The organism is Gymnodinialimonas mytili (genome assembly GCF_037544085.1).
GTDB classification, from domain to species: Bacteria; Pseudomonadota; Alphaproteobacteria; order Rhodobacterales; family Rhodobacteraceae; genus Gymnodinialimonas; species Gymnodinialimonas mytili.
In genome coordinates this window covers 198427-212931 of the sequence record NZ_JBBIFW010000006.1, presented here as the reverse complement: position 1 = coordinate 212931, position 14505 = coordinate 198427, and the positions used below count along the sequence as shown (strand labels likewise).

15 protein-coding genes are annotated in these 14505 nt (G+C 59.2%); 12 read left to right on the top strand and 3 right to left on the bottom strand.

Annotation, left to right across the window (positions count from 1 at the left end):
* Positions 1-69: 69 nt before the first annotated feature.
* From V8J82_RS20995 to V8J82_RS20965, 7 genes are all read left to right on the top strand, one after another.
* Positions 70-1803, top strand: coding sequence for a type I secretion system permease/ATPase (locus V8J82_RS20995; protein ID WP_339978442.1), 1734 nt, complete (start codon positions 70-72; stop codon positions 1801-1803).
* Positions 1800-3104 (top strand): HlyD family type I secretion periplasmic adaptor subunit, encoded by a 1305-nt coding sequence (locus V8J82_RS20990; RefSeq protein ID WP_339978440.1) that lies wholly within the window; start codon positions 1800-1802, stop codon positions 3102-3104. The genes V8J82_RS20995 and V8J82_RS20990 overlap by 4 nt, the downstream gene beginning before the upstream one ends.
* Positions 3105-3264: 160 nt before the next feature.
* Positions 3265-3732 (top strand): RidA family protein, encoded by a 468-nt coding sequence (locus V8J82_RS20985; RefSeq protein ID WP_339978438.1) that lies wholly within the window; start codon positions 3265-3267, stop codon positions 3730-3732.
* Complete coding sequence (locus tag V8J82_RS20980; protein WP_339978436.1) at positions 3729-4517, top strand: glycerophosphodiester phosphodiesterase family protein; 789 nt, start codon at positions 3729-3731, stop codon at positions 4515-4517. The genes V8J82_RS20985 and V8J82_RS20980 overlap by 4 nt, the downstream gene beginning before the upstream one ends.
* 51 nt (positions 4518-4568) lie before the next feature.
* Positions 4569-5756 (top strand): GNAT family N-acetyltransferase, encoded by a 1188-nt coding sequence (locus V8J82_RS20975; protein ID WP_339978434.1) that lies wholly within the window; start codon positions 4569-4571, stop codon positions 5754-5756.
* Positions 5756-6052 carry a 4a-hydroxytetrahydrobiopterin dehydratase gene (locus tag V8J82_RS20970; RefSeq protein WP_339978432.1) on the top strand — a complete coding sequence of 99 codons (297 nt, stop codon included), beginning with the start codon at positions 5756-5758 and terminating at the stop codon, positions 6050-6052. Before V8J82_RS20975 ends, V8J82_RS20970 begins: the two co-directional genes overlap by 1 nt.
* A 30-nt stretch (positions 6053-6082) precedes the next feature.
* Positions 6083-6970, top strand: a complete 888-nt coding sequence (locus V8J82_RS20965; RefSeq protein ID WP_339978430.1) for a mechanosensitive ion channel family protein — start codon at positions 6083-6085, stop codon at positions 6968-6970.
* A 47-nt stretch (positions 6971-7017) separates the two neighbouring features.
* Here V8J82_RS20965 and V8J82_RS20960 read toward each other — a convergent pair whose 3' ends face one another.
* Positions 7018-7506 (bottom strand): peroxiredoxin, encoded by a 489-nt coding sequence (locus tag V8J82_RS20960; RefSeq protein WP_339978428.1) that lies wholly within the window; start codon positions 7504-7506, stop codon positions 7018-7020.
* A 79-nt stretch (positions 7507-7585) separates the two neighbouring features.
* Here V8J82_RS20960 and V8J82_RS20955 point away from each other — a divergent pair, with 79 nt between their 5' ends.
* The 5 genes from V8J82_RS20955 (at position 7586) to yaaA (ending at position 13330) form a co-directional block, all read left to right on the top strand.
* Positions 7586-8794: an NAD(P)/FAD-dependent oxidoreductase gene (locus tag V8J82_RS20955; protein ID WP_339978426.1), complete on the top strand. Its 1209-nt coding sequence runs from the start codon at positions 7586-7588 to the stop codon at positions 8792-8794.
* Positions 8791-9348, top strand: a complete 558-nt coding sequence (gene rsmD / locus V8J82_RS20950; protein ID WP_339978424.1) for a 16S rRNA (guanine(966)-N(2))-methyltransferase RsmD — start codon at positions 8791-8793, stop codon at positions 9346-9348. The genes V8J82_RS20955 and rsmD overlap by 4 nt, the downstream gene beginning before the upstream one ends.
* Complete coding sequence (locus tag V8J82_RS20945; RefSeq protein WP_339978422.1) at positions 9345-9995, top strand: HAD family hydrolase; 651 nt, start codon at positions 9345-9347, stop codon at positions 9993-9995. Before rsmD ends, V8J82_RS20945 begins: the two co-directional genes overlap by 4 nt.
* Positions 9996-10441: 446 nt before the next feature.
* Positions 10442-12502, top strand: a complete 2061-nt coding sequence (recQ, locus tag V8J82_RS20940) for a DNA helicase RecQ (RefSeq protein WP_339978420.1) — start codon at positions 10442-10444, stop codon at positions 12500-12502.
* Between the two features lie 51 nt (positions 12503-12553).
* The gene (gene yaaA, locus V8J82_RS20935) at positions 12554-13330 is read left to right on the top strand and encodes a peroxide stress protein YaaA (RefSeq protein WP_339978418.1); all 777 of its coding nucleotides are present in this window, start codon (positions 12554-12556) and stop codon (positions 13328-13330) included.
* Between the two features lie 4 nt (positions 13331-13334).
* On the opposite strand, the gene V8J82_RS20930 is transcribed toward yaaA, so the two are convergent.
* Entirely contained in the window at positions 13335-13631 is a 297-nt protein-coding gene (locus V8J82_RS20930; RefSeq protein ID WP_339978416.1) for a DUF1244 domain-containing protein, read from the bottom strand.
* Positions 13624-14403, bottom strand: a complete 780-nt coding sequence (locus tag V8J82_RS20925) for an N-formylglutamate amidohydrolase (RefSeq protein WP_339978414.1) — start codon at positions 14401-14403, stop codon at positions 13624-13626. Before V8J82_RS20925 ends, V8J82_RS20930 begins: the two co-directional genes overlap by 8 nt.
* Between the last annotated feature and the right edge of the window lie 102 nt (positions 14404-14505).

Genomic DNA, 14505 nt, shown 5'->3' with positions numbered 1-14505 from the left:
ATCGGATTCGCCGATACCGGTGTCAAGAAACGTCCGAGTGATCGGAACGTAATGGAGAGCTTTCTCACTATGCCTCGCCCACGCGCTACACCGTCAGATGAGCTTTCTGAATTTCGTCATAAACATGCTTGGATACTCTGGTCGGTTGGGTTGTTCAGCCTGTTTGTGAACCTACTGATGCTGACCGGCCCTCTTTACATGTTGCAGGTTTATGAGAGGGTTCTGGGCTCGGGTAGCGAAGAGACGCTACTAGCGCTGACAATCCTGGTCGCGTTTTTGTTTTTGATGATGGGAATACTGGATTTCGCGCGCGCCCGGGTCGCCGCGCGCTACGGCGCGCGTTTGCAGGAAGCGTTCGATGCCCGCGTTTTCCGCGCGGCAATGTCCCGTGCGAAGCGCACCGGCCAGGCACAATCTGCCTTGGCTGATCTGGCCTCAGTTCAGCGCTTGACGGCTTCCCCCGTTTTTATGGCTGCATTTGATCTGCCCTTCACGCCGCTCTTTATTGCGGCGATTTTTACCTTTCATCATTGGATGGGCTGGCTTGCATTGGGCGGGCTTATCACTTTGATCATAATCACCATCGTGAACCGGTCGACGACGGCCCAACCGATGGCAGAGGCGAACGAGGTGTCTCGCGGAGCGGACCGGATGGCCGCGCAGATGCAGTCTGAGGCGGAGATTATCCGGTCTCTTGGCATGCAGGGCGCTGCGTTTGGGCGATGGCACAAGCAACGCGAGCGATCTTTGGACGTGTCGATGCGCGCTGCAGATCGCGTCGGCGGGTTCTCGACCTTGTCAAAGACCCTGCGGATGTTCCTGCAATCGGCGATCCTGGGCCTTGCCGCTTATCTTGTGCTGCAGAATGAGTTGCGCGCAGGTGCAATGATCGCGGGCTCAATCCTGATGGGCCGGGCGCTGGCACCGATTGATTTGGCGATCGGTCAATGGTCGATGATCTCGGATGCGGCGCGTGGGTGGGCGCGGCTGCGCGGTCTTCTGTCGGAGGAAGCGGAAGAGCCTGAAAGGCTCGCCTTGCCGCGCCCGAAAGCCGCGCTTGAGGTCGCCAGCCTCAGCGTCGTTCCGCCGGGCGAAAGCACGCCATCGCTGCGCGGTGTCTCTTTCAGGTTGGAACCGGGCGAGGCCGTCGGCGTCATCGGACCATCGGGCTCAGGAAAATCCACTTTGGCCCGCGCGATTACAGGCGTTTGGAGCCCGGCGGCGGGATCGATCCGGTTGGATCGGGCGACATTGGACCAATATGACCCCGATGTGTTGGGCAAACTGATCGGCTATTTGCCGCAATCTGTGACCCTATTCGATGGGAGTGTCGCTGAGAACATCGCAAGGCTCGACCCTAACCCCGATGGCGAAGCGGTGGTGTCTGCCGCGCAGGCTGCCGCTGCCGATGCGATGATCCGCGAATTGCCTGAAGGCTACGACACGCGTGTCGCAGGGTTGGGCCCGCGTTTGTCGGGCGGTCAGGTGCAGCGCGTCGGCTTGGCCCGTGCGATCTACGGTGACCCGGTTTTGCTTGTTTTAGATGAGCCGAACTCAGCCCTCGACAGCGAAGGATCCGCCGCGCTGAACCGGGCCGTCCAGGGCATGAAGGATCGCGGCCTCGGCGTTTTGATCATGGCGCACCGGCCGAACGCGATTCAGCAATGCGATAAGCTTTTGGTGTTAAAAGACGGTATGGTGCAGGCCTTCGGTCCGCGGGACGAGGTCCTGAAGCAGGTGCTGAAGAATAGTGGCGATGTCTTGCGCGCCGCAGATGCGAAAGTTGCCGGGGGACTGACATGAGCACAGAAAAACCGAGCTGGTCCATCGGGGGCCCAATGCGCATCGGCATCGTGGCGCTGCTGATTCTTGTGGGCGGATTCGGAGGTTGGTCGGTGTCGACGACCTTATCGGGTGCCGTTGTCGCTTCGGGCCAGATTGAGGTTGAGCGAAACCGCCAAGCGATCCAGCATCCCGATGGTGGGGTTGTCGCGGATCTTATGGTCGATGAGGGCGACCGGGTCGAAGAAGGCGCTGTTTTGGTCCGATTGGAGGCGGGTGATCTGAGCACAGAGCTTGCGGTTGCCGCCGCGCAATTGGCTGAAACCCGGGCGCGTCGCGCGCGCCTGGAAGCCGAACGCGATGGAACGGACGAGATCGTCTTTCCCGAAGACCTGCTGGCGCAAGCCGAGGAAGATGACGAGGTGGCCGATCTGATTTCTGGTCAACGCAACCTGTTTGCTGCTCGCGCTGATACGCGCAGCCGCGAGGTCGAACAACTGACCGGACGCGTGACGCAAATTCAGGCGCAGGAACAGGCGTTGATTGTCCAGGCCTCTGCCTTCGAGGATCAAATCGTTCTGGTCGAAGAAGAGCTGGAGCGTCGCAACCAATTGGTTGCGTCGGGCAATTCCACACGTGAGCCGCTGGTGCGCCTTCAACAAGAGTTGGTTCAGTTGCGTGGGTCATTGGGCGAGGTCAGCGCGCGCAGGGCTGAAGCCGCCGAGCGGATCATCGAGACCGAACTGCAGATCCTGCAATTGTCGACGGAAAGCCGCGAACAGGCGATTGCCGAACTGCGCGAGGTGCGCGTCAGCGAACAGGAACTGACCGAACGCCGCGCCGGTCTGGATCGGCGTATCGCCCAGCTCGAACTGCGCGCGCCCGTTACCGGACGCATCCATGGACTGACGATCTTTGGCCCGCGCTCGGTCCTGCGACCCGCGGATCCCTTTGCGTTTCTGGTGCCTGAAGACCGGCCTTTGATCATCTCGGCCCGTGTGCCGGCCATCGATATCGATCAGGTTTTTGTCGGCCAAACGGTGTCGTTGGTCTTTCCGGCTTTCGATCAACGAACGATGCCCGAGGTTGTGGGTGAGGTCAGCCAAGTCTCGGCCGATGCCTTCACTGACGAGAGCACGGGCGCTAGCTTCTATCGGTCCGAGATCGTGATGTCCGAAGATCAGGCGGCTTTGTTAGGCGAACGCGTGCTTGTCCCGGGCATGCCGGTTGATGCATTTATTCGGACCGAAGATCGCACACCTCTGGCCTATCTGCTTGAGCCCTTCACAGCCTATTTCAACCGAGCCTTCCGCGAGAGCTAGGCTGCTAAAGTCCCTTCAAATGGATTTTGCCAGTTTCATTTGAGAAGCCGTTTTGCGTCGATCGCTCAACTTACCGCGACCCGTGGTTTTGTCGGGGTTTCCATGCCTGGTTGCTTCGGACTACGCTCCGCCTCGAACACAACTTACCGGAGGTCCAGGCATGGCTGGAAATATCGAAGCGCGGCTTGCAGATTTGGGTGTGACTTTGCCCGAAGGTGTCGCCCCGGCTGCGAATTATGTGCCGTTTGTGCAGGTCGGTGAGACCTTGTTTGTCTCGGGTCAAATCTCGATGGAAAACGGCCAGATGATCACCGGCAAAGTTGGGGCCGATCTGTCGGTGGAGGAGGGAGCCGCTGCGGCGAAGGTCTGCGCCATCAATCTGCTGAGCCAAGTGAAAGCGGCCTGCGGTGGCGACCTCGACAAGCTTGTGCGGGTTGTTAAATTGACGGGTTTCGTGAACTCCACATCTGAATTCGGCGATCAGCCCAAAGTCATCAATGGCTGCTCGGATTTTCTTGTGGAGGTATTGGCCGATGCTGGGCGCCATTCAAGATCCGCCGTCAGCGCTGGTGCGTTGCCCTTTAATGTGGCGGTCGAGATTGAAGGTATCTTCCAGATCGCACCATGACCCTTCCGCTCCCGCCAGAATTTCTGGCCTATCCGCTCGCCCATCGCGGTTTGCATGATCGCGAGGTTGGCATCATCGAGAACACCATCGCCGCGGTGCGCGCTGCGGTGACGGCAGGCTACGGTATCGAGATTGATGTCCAGCTCGCCTCCGACGGTGCGGCGATGGTGTTTCACGACGATGTCTTGAACAGGCTGACAGGAGAAAGTGGGCCGATCCGCGGATGGGCCTCTCGCGATTTGTCGAAATTGCGCCTCACCGGCTCGTCCGAGACAGTGCCAACCTTGCCCGAGGTGTTGGAGATCATTGCTGGACGCGTGCCTGTTTTGATCGAGCTCAAGGATCAATCCGGCGGTACGGGTGCTGCGCCAGATGATCTTGAGCGGGCCGTCGCGCTTGCGCTGAACGACTATTCCGGTCCCGCCGCTGTGATGTCGTTCAATCCGCATATGGTCGCGAGCCTAGCCAAACGCGCCCCGCAGATCCCAAGGGGCATCACCACCGATGGCTATGCCGAAACCGAATGGCCCGACCTGTCGTCGGATACATTGCATATCCTGCGCGAGATTTCGGCCTTCGATGCTGTCGGTGCCAGCTTCATCAGCCACAATTGGCGCGATCTTAGAGCGCCTCGTGTCGCCGATCTGAAAAAGCGCGGGGTGCCGATCCTGTGCTGGACGGTCAAATCCCCCGAAGATGAAGTGCAAGCCCGCCGCGTCGCAGATAATATCACGTTTGAAGGCTACGCAGCCCACGGTGCCAAAAGCCCACCGGTCAGGGTTTGACCCGCGACCATCCCGATCCATTTCTGTAGTAAACCCAAGGGATAGATCGACGTGGACGGCGACACCGCAATCACCATCGACGTACTCGGCAGCCTCTCGCAAATCGACGCGGGCGAATGGGATGCCTGCGCCTGCCCCGAGGCGGATAAGGGTCGGCCGTCCGATCCGTTTACGACTCATCGGTTTTTGCACGCACTCGAAGCGTCTGGTTCGGTCGGGCCAGGCACCGGTTGGCAGCCCCGATATCTCGTCGCGCGCCACGGAGATCAAACCATCGCCTGCGCGCCGATGTATGCGAAAAGCCACAGCCAGGGCGAATACATCTTCGACCACAACTGGGCCCATGCCTATGAAAATGCGGGGGGCAATTACTATCCCAAGCTGCAGATCGCGGCGCCGTTCACGCCTGCCACGGGGCGGCGGTTTCTAACCCGCCCGGGATGGGAGGCGACAGGCATCTCGGCCCTTACCCAGGCTGCGGTGCAATTGGCGGTCGAAAACGACGTGTCGTCTGTGCACGTGACATTCTGCACCGAGGACGAAGCGCTCGCGGGTGAACAGATCGGCCTGATGCGACGGTTCAGCCAGCAATTCCACTGGGTGAACCACGACTACGCAGATTTCGATGGATTTCTGGCCTCTCTATCCAGCCGGAAGCGTAAGAATATTCGCAAAGAGCGTGCGCGCGCGCAGGATTTTGGGGGAGAGATCGTTGCCCTGACCTGCGACGATCTAAAGCCAGCGCATTGGGATGCGTTTTGGCAATTCTACCAAGATACCGGCGCGCGCAAGTGGGGCACACCCTATCTGACGCGCGCGTTTTTCGACATCGCCCATGAGACGATGGCCGACGATATGCTTCTATGTTTGGCGCTAAGCGACGGTGTTCCGGTGGCCGGAGCCCTGAACTTCATCGGACGTGAAACCTTGTTCGGACGTTATTGGGGCTGCATCGAAGATCATCCCTGCCTGCATTTCGAACTGTGCTATTATCAGGCTATCGACTTTGCGATTGCCGAGGGTTTGGCTCGGGTCGAAGCGGGTGCACAGGGAACCCACAAGCTGGCTCGGGGTTATATGCCCGTGGCCACGCATTCCCTTCATTGGGTGCGTGACGCGGGGTTTGCCAAAGCCATCGCTCAGTATCTTGAGGGTGAGCGCGCTGCGGTGGACGAAGAAATCGAGATCCTAACGGGCTATGGCCCGTTTCGGAAAGCACATGTGGAAGAGCAAGATTGATGGCTGATAAACTACAGGGCGACGCCCATATGAAAGCCATAGCCGGTGTCTCAGGCCGTGGGTGGACCCATGATGCCGAGCGTGATGCCATATCCAAAACCTTCCAATTCAAAGACTTTTCCGAAGCTTTTGGTTGGATGACCCGCGTGGCGATGGTGGCCGAACAGATGAACCACCACCCGGAATGGTCCAACGTCTACCGCAATGTCGAGGTCACGCTGACCACGCATGATGTGGACGGCTTGTCAGACCTGGATGTGACGATGGCCCAGAAGATGGATGCCTTCGCCGACTGATCCACTCCGGCCCAAATCTCAAAGGCAAAAATGAGTTTCGAAGAAATCCTGAACACTGAAATCGCCGCAGGCACGACCGTCGGCGACATTTTCACCATCGAGTTCCTGGCAAGCCTGTTGGGCGATGTCGTACTCGCGCTTGTGATCATCCTGGGCGCTTTTGCCGTGTCGGGGTGGGTGCGTCGGCGTGTGCGTTCGCTGGGCCAAAACAATCCGCATCTGGACAACACCCTCTTCACGTTTCTAGGCAATATCGCCCGCTATGTGATCTTGGCATTTGCAGTCTTATTTATCCTCAACACCTTCGGTGTCCGGACCACTTCGGTGATTGCGGCGCTGGGTGCGGCGGGTGTTGCAATTGGTTTGGCATTGCAAGGCACGCTATCGAATGTCGCGGCCGGGATCATGATCATCCTGTTTCGTCCGATCAAGATCGGGGATTTCGTTGAAGTGGGTGATCAGATGGGGACGGTCCGCAACATTTCATTAAACATGACCGAGCTTGCATCACTGGGAAATGTGCAGATCCTGGTGCCGAATTCCGATGTTTGGGGCAATGAGATCAAGAACTACTCCGCCTACCCGACGCGCCGTGCGGAATGGACCTTTGGTGTTGGGTATGGCGTGAATCTGGCCGAGGCCGAACGGATCATCCGCAATGTCCTGTCTGACGATGATCGAACGCATTCGGACCCCGAACCTTGGGTTCAAGTGAACAACTGGAACGATTCAAGCGTTGATTTCCTAGTGCGCGCTTGGGTCGATCAGCCGGAATATTGGGACTACCAGGCAGATATCAAACGCAAACTGAAAGAGGCGTTTGACGATCGTGGAATCGATATTCCGTTCCCAACGCGGACAGTTGTTCATGACAACGCGCCGATCCGCTTGGCCGCGCAACCTGAGGCGGCCGAATAGAACTAGATTGGCGCGCCCATCGATATTTGAGCGCGCCATTGCATTGTTTAGATCGCGTCCAGCAAGGTCTCACCTGCGGACACTTCGCACACGCCAGGGCCCTCTTCGACGTTCAGCACCTTGACGACACCATCGTCTAAAAACATCGCATAGCGGCGCGAACGATCGAAGAAGCCCACGGCCTCGGCTGTCCAATTCATGCCAATCGCTTTGGTGAATGCGGAGCTTGCATCACCGAGCATATGGATGCCTGCTGCTTTGCCGCCCGTGGACTCGCCCCACGCATCCATCACGAATGGGTCGTTGACTGAAACACAGATGATCTCGTCCACGCCCTTGCTTGCGAAGGCGTCTTTCGTACGGATGAAGCTTGGCAGATGCGCCGAAGTACAGGTGCCTGTATAGGCGCCAGGCAGGCCGAAGATCGCGACTTTCTTGCCAGCAATCAGGTCAGACATTTGGACTTGTTCCGGACCTTCTGCGCCGACGCGCAGCAAGGTTGCATCAGGCAATGTGTCGCCAACGGAGAGTGTCATATCGGGCGTCCTCGCGCTTGTGGTGGTGCTGGTCAGCCATATAGGGTCCGCCCAACTAAGGCCAACTGGGAATTCGAATATGGATCAAGTGACAGTCGTCGGGGCGGGTCAGGCCGGAGCGTCCTGCGTCGCCAAACTGCGCACGGACGGGTTTGGCGGCAAGATCACGTTGATCGGCGATGAGGCGGTGCCACCTTATCAGCGCCCCCCACTGTCAAAGGCCTATCTGCTTGGCGATATGGCTTTGGACCGCCTGTTTCTACGGCCCGAGGCCTGGTATGCGGAAAACAATATCGACCTGCGTTTGGGTGCCGCTGTGGAAGCGGTTGATGCGGGTGAAAAGACACTTCGATTGGCTGGCGAGATACTCAGCTATGATGCCTTGGTTATTGCCACAGGCTCATCGCCGCGACGTCTTCCCGCGAAGATTGGTGGTGATCTGGCCGGTGTGCATGTGGTTCGGGACCTGGCGGATGTCGATGCGATGGAGCCTGAGGTCACCGAGGGGCGCCGTGCTTTGATCGTTGGTGGCGGCTATATCGGCCTTGAGGCTGCTGCTGTCGCACGGAAACGCGGCATGGATGTCACCCTGATCGAGGCTGCGCCACGGATCCTGGGGCGCGTGGCCGCCGAGGAGACCGCAGATTATATGCGCGCTCTGCATGAAGGCCACGGGGTCACGATCCTGGAAGGTGTGGGGATCGACCATCTGACTGGTGCCGAAGGTAAGGTGGTCGGAGCCGTGCTGTCGAATTGCGCTGACATGCGGGTGGATATGGTGATTGTCGGGATCGGGATCACGCCGAACACCGCTCTTGCCGAGATGGCGGGTGTTGCATGCAACAACGGGATTGTAACCGACCTGAAGGGGCGCACCTCCGATCCCGCGATTTGGGCCGCAGGGGATTGTACGTCATTGTCCTATCGGGGCGAACGTATCCGTCTGGAAAGCGTTCAGAATGCCATCGACCAAGCCGAAGCCGTTGCCAAGAACATCCTGGGCGCTGATGAGGATTATGTGCCCAAGCCCTGGTTCTGGTCCGATCAATACGATCTGAAATTGCAGATTGCAGGTCTTAGCACCGGATATGACTATGTCGCCGTGCGCGATGGGGGGAAGGCGCGGTCCCATTGGTATTATGCCGGTGACACGCTGCTGGCCGTGGACGCCATGAACGATCCACGCGGCTATATGATCGGCAAACGGCTGATCGAGGCGGGCAAATCCCCGTCGGCAGAAATCGTCGCGGATCCGAATAGTGATTTGAAGGCGCTGCTAAAGACATGAGGATTGTCGGCGGGCGCTTGCGGGGTAAGAAGCTGGCCGATATCGGCGCGGGTGACGCGATAGCGCATCTGCGCCCCACGACAGACCGCGTGCGCGAAAGCCTGTTCAACCTGCTGACCAACGGGCGGAATGGCGATTTGGTTACGGGCCGTCGTGTGTTGGATCTGTTTGCAGGGTCCGGCGCGTTGGGGCTGGAGGCGCTGAGCCGCGGTGCGGTTCAGGCGACATTTGTCGATAGCGGCCAAGCCGCCCGCGCCTTGTTGCGCGAGAATATTGCGCTGTGTTCCGCGCAAGGCATCACCAAAGTGTTCCGCAAAGACGCGCGTGAGATCGGTGCCGTGCGCGTGCCTGTGGATCTGGTATTTCTCGATCCGCCGTATGGACAAGGGTTGGGCGAAGAGGTCTTGGATGTCCTTTTGGACGAAGGGTGGCTCGCATCCGGCGCGATTGTCGTCTGGGAAGAAGCCGCGCCGCCGATCGTTCCCGCGCCATTCGAAACCCTGGATCAGCGCCAATATGGCGGTACGACAATCACATTGCTGAGGTATCCATGAGACCCGATTTGGTGATTTTCGATTGTGATGGCGTACTGGTCGATAGCGAGCCTTTGTCAAGCGAGGTTATCGCGAAGAGCCTTTCCCGTCATGGACTTCCGATGACGACCCAACAGGCGATGACGCATTTTGTTGGCGGTACGATGGAAGACGATATGCGCAAGGCGATTGAGATGGGCGCGAGCCTACCGGGGGATTGGCTTACGCAGATCAACGCTGAAATCCTCGCGCGACTTGAGCGTGACGTGCAGGCGGTGTCTGGCGTGCTTTCCGTGCTCGATGTGTTGGACCGGGCTGATATCCGGTACTGCGTGGCCTCCAACGGATCGGATCGGAAAATGGGCGTCACGCTTGGCAAAACCGGGATCGCCCCACGCGTCGAGGGGCGGCTATTCTCGGCCTATACTTACGGTGTCGCCAAACCTGACCCGGAGCTTTTCCTGATTGCGGCAAGCACAATGGGGGCAACACCAGAACGAAGTGTTGTCATAGAAGACAGTGCGACAGGTGCTTTGGCGGCCAATCGCGCAAAGATGCGGTGTTTCGGCTACGCGCCCAACGGTGATGGCGCCGCTCTGGCGGAGAAGGGCGCCAAGGTTTTTCAATCCATGGATGATCTGCCGAAGCTGTTGGATCTTGATGCATAAAGCCCGCCCCCGAAAACCCATTGGGCGAACATTTTTGCCCTGCCTGCGGTCGTGCCACGCCGGGCACCCCGCGTTATCCTTGGCATGTCTGTCGGTTTTGTGTGGCTGAGTGTCGAGATTGTGCTGGGCGCCTGCTTGAGTTCACAAACGTATCTGCGAGCGGCGGGCTTGGGTTTCGTCGCCGCGGTGAAAGCGACTGGAGCGACGAGGTCTCGGCCATCAAGTGTTTGCTCAGGGGTCGCCCTGTTTTGGTGCGTGACGCCCGATTTGGCGGCATCGTCGTTGAGCCGCATGTGACGTGGCGAGTGCCCGAGACGCTTTTGGATCTGACGAAGTTTGAATAATCCACAAGAACGCCATCTTGTGGGTCTTGTTTACCGAATCCCAATATGGGACGCTCTAAAAATAACGAGCAATTAAATCAAATCCGACAGGTCACCTCCAAGATGTTGGTCCAGCATCCTGACGCTTCTGAGATTCTGAAATCCACCTTTGGGTTTGACGCCTTTCGTCCAGGGCAGGCCGAGATTGTCGAGGCCGTGGCCTCGGGCAAGAACGTGTTGGCGATCATGCCCACGGGCGGCGGTAAAAGCCTTTGTTTTCAGTTGCCCGCGCTGCTGCGAGATGGCGTCACTGTGGTTATTTCACCGCTGATCGCTTTGATGCGCGATCAGGTCAGGGGGTTGCGCGAAGCGGGTGTCGAGGCAGGGGCGCTCACGTCGGGCAATACGCCCGAAGAAACCGATGCCGTGTGGGCGGGGCTTGAGGCGAGAACCCTAAAGCTGTTGTATCTGGCCCCTGAGCGGCTTGCCTCAGGCGGCACCGAGCGCCTGTTGTCACAGGCGGGCGTGTCGTTGATTGCAGTGGACGAAGCCCATTGCGTTAGCCAGTGGGGGCACGATTTCAGGCCCGATTATCTACGGATCGGTGCCCTGCGTCGCGCCTTGAACGTGCCGATTGCGGCCTTCACCGCCACTGCGGATGCCGAAACACGTGCCGAGATTTGCCAGCGTTTATTTGATGACGCCACGCCGGAAACCTTTTTACATGGATTTGACCGGCCCAACTTGACCTTGGCGTTTGAAGCCAAGAACCAGCCCCGGCAACAGATTCTGAGCTTTGCCGCCGCACGGAAAGGCCAATCGGGCATTGTCTATTGCGGCACGCGGGCCAAGACCGAAACTTTGGCCCAAGCCCTGCGTGAGGCCGGGCACAGTGCCTGCCATTACCATGGCGGGATGGAGGCCGATGACAGACGCCATGTCGAAGGCCGCTTCAACTCCGAGGATGGTTTGGTCGTCTGCGCGACGATTGCGTTCGGCATGGGTGTGGACAAACCTGATATCCGCTGGGTGGCTCATGCCGATCTGCCCAAAAGCATCGAGGCTTACTACCAGGAAATCGGCCGCGCGGGCCGGGATGGGGCGCCCGCTGATACCCTGACGCTGTTCGGGCCCGATGATATCCGGTTCCGTCGGCAGCAGATCGATGAAGGGCTTGCCCCGCCAGATCGAAAATCCGCTGATCACGCTCGGCTGAACGCGTTGCTTGGCCTGGCCGAGGCCCAAGGGTGCCGTCGCAAAGTCCTGTTGGGCTATTTTGGCGATGCCATCGAGGATTGCGGGAATTGCGACCTTTGCGCCAACCCGCCGGATCTGTTTGACGCCTCGGTTGCGGTGCAAAAGGCCTTGTCGGCGATCCTGCGCACGGGGGAGTATTTCGGTGCCGGACATCTGATCGATATTCTCGTCGGGATCACCACCGACAAGGTACGCCAGCGCGGTCATGACGACCTGCCGACATTCGGGATTGGCACTGAATTCGACAAGCGCGGGTGGCAGGCCGTGTTCCGGCAGATGATGGGCCGGGATCTGGTGCGCCCCGACCCCGAGCGCCACGGTGCCTTGCGCATGACTGAGGCTGCACGACCGATCCTGCGCGGTGAGGCTACGATCACGCTGCGCCGCGATTCAATCGCCAAGGCACCGCGCCGTCCCGCGGTCAAAATGCTAGTCAGTGAAGAGGATGCGCCGCTGATGTCGGCGTTAAAAGCAAAACGCCGCGCTCTTGCCGAAGCCGCGCGTGTCCCTGCTTACGTGATTTTTACCGACAAAACGCTGATCGAAATGGCCGAGACTCGGCCTGACACCCTGGACGCCATGGCGCGGATTTCGGGTGTTGGCGCTAAGAAGTTGGAACGCTATGGCGCAGATTTTCTTGGCGTGATCACAGGCGATGCGCCGGAACCGCTGCATCCTGCGCGTCGCGCCTTGGCGGGCCGCGATGCAGGTGACCTGTTCGACCGCTTGATGGAAATCAGCCAAGAGCTGCAGCGCGGTGATGATGGGACGGGGAAATACCTGTCCGTCACCCATTCGACCTTGCGCAAGATCGCCGAACGGCGCCCGGATAATCTGGACTCGATGGCCCGGATCGCGGGCATGGGGGACCAGAAGGTAGACCGTTTCGGCGAAGCGTTTTTGGATGTTCTGCGCGAGGCTGGATAAGCGTCGCTCGGCGCTTAGATACCTATCAACGGCACGAAGGGGAGTTCTGAAATGCTGACCGTCATTTCACCGGCGAAACGTTTGGATTGGTCCGATCGCGATGTGCAGATGAGCGCTCCGGATTTTCAGGACGACGCGATGGCCCTGGCGCGTGTGGCCAAACGGCTAAGCCAGAAAGACTTGCAATCCCTAATGGGTATCAGCGCCGACCTGGCGAAGCTGAACGCAGATCGGTTTCGAGCTTTTGAAGAGGCGCCCGACGATATCCGCCCCGCCGCGCTGGCTTTTGCGGGCGATACTTATATGGGCCTTGAGGCGGATAGCCTGGATGCAGATACTATGATTTACGCGCAGCGGCATCTGCGGATCCTGTCAGGTCTGTATGGTCTGCTGCGCCCCCTGGATGGCATCCGCCCCTACCGGTTGGAGATGGGCAGTCGCCTAAAGACTCGCAAAGGGCCGAACCTCTATCGCTATTGGGATACACAGATCGCCGAGGCGTTGCGCGCCCAGGCCGCCGATGTCGGGACCGATACCCTGATCAATTGTGCCTCTGTCGAATATTTCAGCGCTGTGGATCTCGATGCGCTTGGCTTGCAGGTTGTGACACCGCAATTCTTTGAGGACAAACCCGCTGGCCCGAAGATCGTAAGTTTCTTCGCGAAGAAGGCCCGGGGCGCGATGGCGCGGTTCGTGATGGAACGGCGATTGACCAAGCCCGAGCAGATCGCGGATTTCGATACCGGCGGCTACGTCTTTGCACCGGATCTGAGCGCTGAAGGAAAGCCTGCCTTCCTGCGGTCTGCCGAGGCTGCCGCTGCTGCGTGAAGTATCAGTGGCCTGGATTTGATCCCTCGAACGCGGCCTTCTGGTCTTCGGTTGCCTCTGTCTGATGCTTCGCCTTCCACTCGGAATAGGGCATGCCGTAGACGATCTCGCGCGCGGTTTCCTTGTCGATCTCGACGCCGCGCGCATTGGCCTCTTCCTGGTACCAGCGGCTGAGACAGTTGCGGCAAAATCCGGCGAGGTTCATCATATCGATATTCTGAACGTCTTTGCGGTCGTCCAGATGCGCCAGCAGGCGACGGAAGGCGGCGGCTTCAAGCTCGGTTTTGGTGGGCTCAGGCATTTGCGGGATCCTTCTCTTTTGGCAGGAGGTCGGCATCGGCGGTTGCGTCCAGCAACAGCTGCGCCAGGCGGGTGCCCCAAGCGGTTTGCTGATCTTGCGTGACGATCAGATCATTGCGGACCTCAAGCAGCAGGTGCAAGCGCTTAGGCTTCACACCATGTTGATCCATCGCGTCGCCGGGAAGGTGCCCTGAATAGGGGGCGTTGTCGCCGACGCACAGGTCGGGCTCTGACTGTAGCCGAGCGATATAGGGGGCCGCGAGGCGCGCATCGTCGGAATAGAGCACGCCCACATGCCAGGGCCGCGGCGGCAGGCCGCGCAATTGTTGCGTGAAACTGTGCACCGATATGATCAACGGCACTGTCCGGCTTGTGATCACGGCGTTCAGCATGTCGTGGTAAGGGCGGTGAAACCGCGCGATCCGGCGGTCAATTTCAGCCTGCGACACGCCGCGATTGGCGGGAATAATCGACCCGTCATAGATCTGCATCAGCAGGGTTGGATCTTCGATGCCGCGGTTGGGATCGATCACCAAGCGAGAAAAGCGGGAGGCCACGACCGGAGCCTGCAGCACCTCGCCCATCGCGCGTGCCACGCCAAACGCGCCGACGTCATAGGCGATATGGCGCGCCATATCATCGGCGGACAGGCCCAGATCGCCGCCCGCCACATCGTCAGGCACGCGGTTCGATGCATGGTCACAGGTAACGATCCAGGGCCCTGTCCGATTGGCTCCGATCACCTCAACAGCATCTGATTGCGTCTGTGTCATGCCCCTGTCACTTTCATTTGGCCTAGCATGGCTAAATCGCATGGCGGCCAAATGCCAGAGCTTCGCCGGTTGCCGGTCACGGTGATTTGCGTCAAAGAGGCG

Bases quoted from the DNA above. Each gene is read 5' to 3' on its own strand.
- V8J82_RS20995 (WP_339978442.1), top strand. From the start codon at position 70: ATGCCTCGCCCACGCGCTACACCGTCAGATGAGCTTTCTGAATTTCGT.
- V8J82_RS20990 (WP_339978440.1), top strand. From the start codon at position 1,800: ATGAGCACAGAAAAACCGAGCTGGTCCATCGGGGGCCCAATGCGCATC.
- V8J82_RS20985 (WP_339978438.1), top strand. From the start codon at position 3,265: ATGGCTGGAAATATCGAAGCGCGGCTTGCAGATTTGGGTGTGACTTTG.
- V8J82_RS20980 (WP_339978436.1), top strand. From the start codon at position 3,729: ATGACCCTTCCGCTCCCGCCAGAATTTCTGGCCTATCCGCTCGCCCAT.
- V8J82_RS20970 (WP_339978432.1), top strand. From the start codon at position 5,756: ATGGCTGATAAACTACAGGGCGACGCCCATATGAAAGCCATAGCCGGT.
- V8J82_RS20965 (WP_339978430.1), top strand. From the start codon at position 6,083: ATGAGTTTCGAAGAAATCCTGAACACTGAAATCGCCGCAGGCACGACC.
- V8J82_RS20960 (WP_339978428.1), bottom strand. From the start codon at position 7,506: ATGACACTCTCCGTTGGCGACACATTGCCTGATGCAACCTTGCTGCGC.
- V8J82_RS20955 (WP_339978426.1), top strand. From the start codon at position 7,586: ATGGATCAAGTGACAGTCGTCGGGGCGGGTCAGGCCGGAGCGTCCTGC.
- rsmD (WP_339978424.1), top strand. From the start codon at position 8,791: ATGAGGATTGTCGGCGGGCGCTTGCGGGGTAAGAAGCTGGCCGATATC.
- V8J82_RS20945 (WP_339978422.1), top strand. From the start codon at position 9,345: ATGAGACCCGATTTGGTGATTTTCGATTGTGATGGCGTACTGGTCGAT.
- recQ (WP_339978420.1), top strand. From the start codon at position 10,442: ATGTTGGTCCAGCATCCTGACGCTTCTGAGATTCTGAAATCCACCTTT.
- yaaA (WP_339978418.1), top strand. From the start codon at position 12,554: ATGCTGACCGTCATTTCACCGGCGAAACGTTTGGATTGGTCCGATCGC.
- V8J82_RS20930 (WP_339978416.1), bottom strand. From the start codon at position 13,631: ATGCCTGAGCCCACCAAAACCGAGCTTGAAGCCGCCGCCTTCCGTCGC.
- V8J82_RS20925 (WP_339978414.1), bottom strand. From the start codon at position 14,403: ATGACACAGACGCAATCAGATGCTGTTGAGGTGATCGGAGCCAATCGG.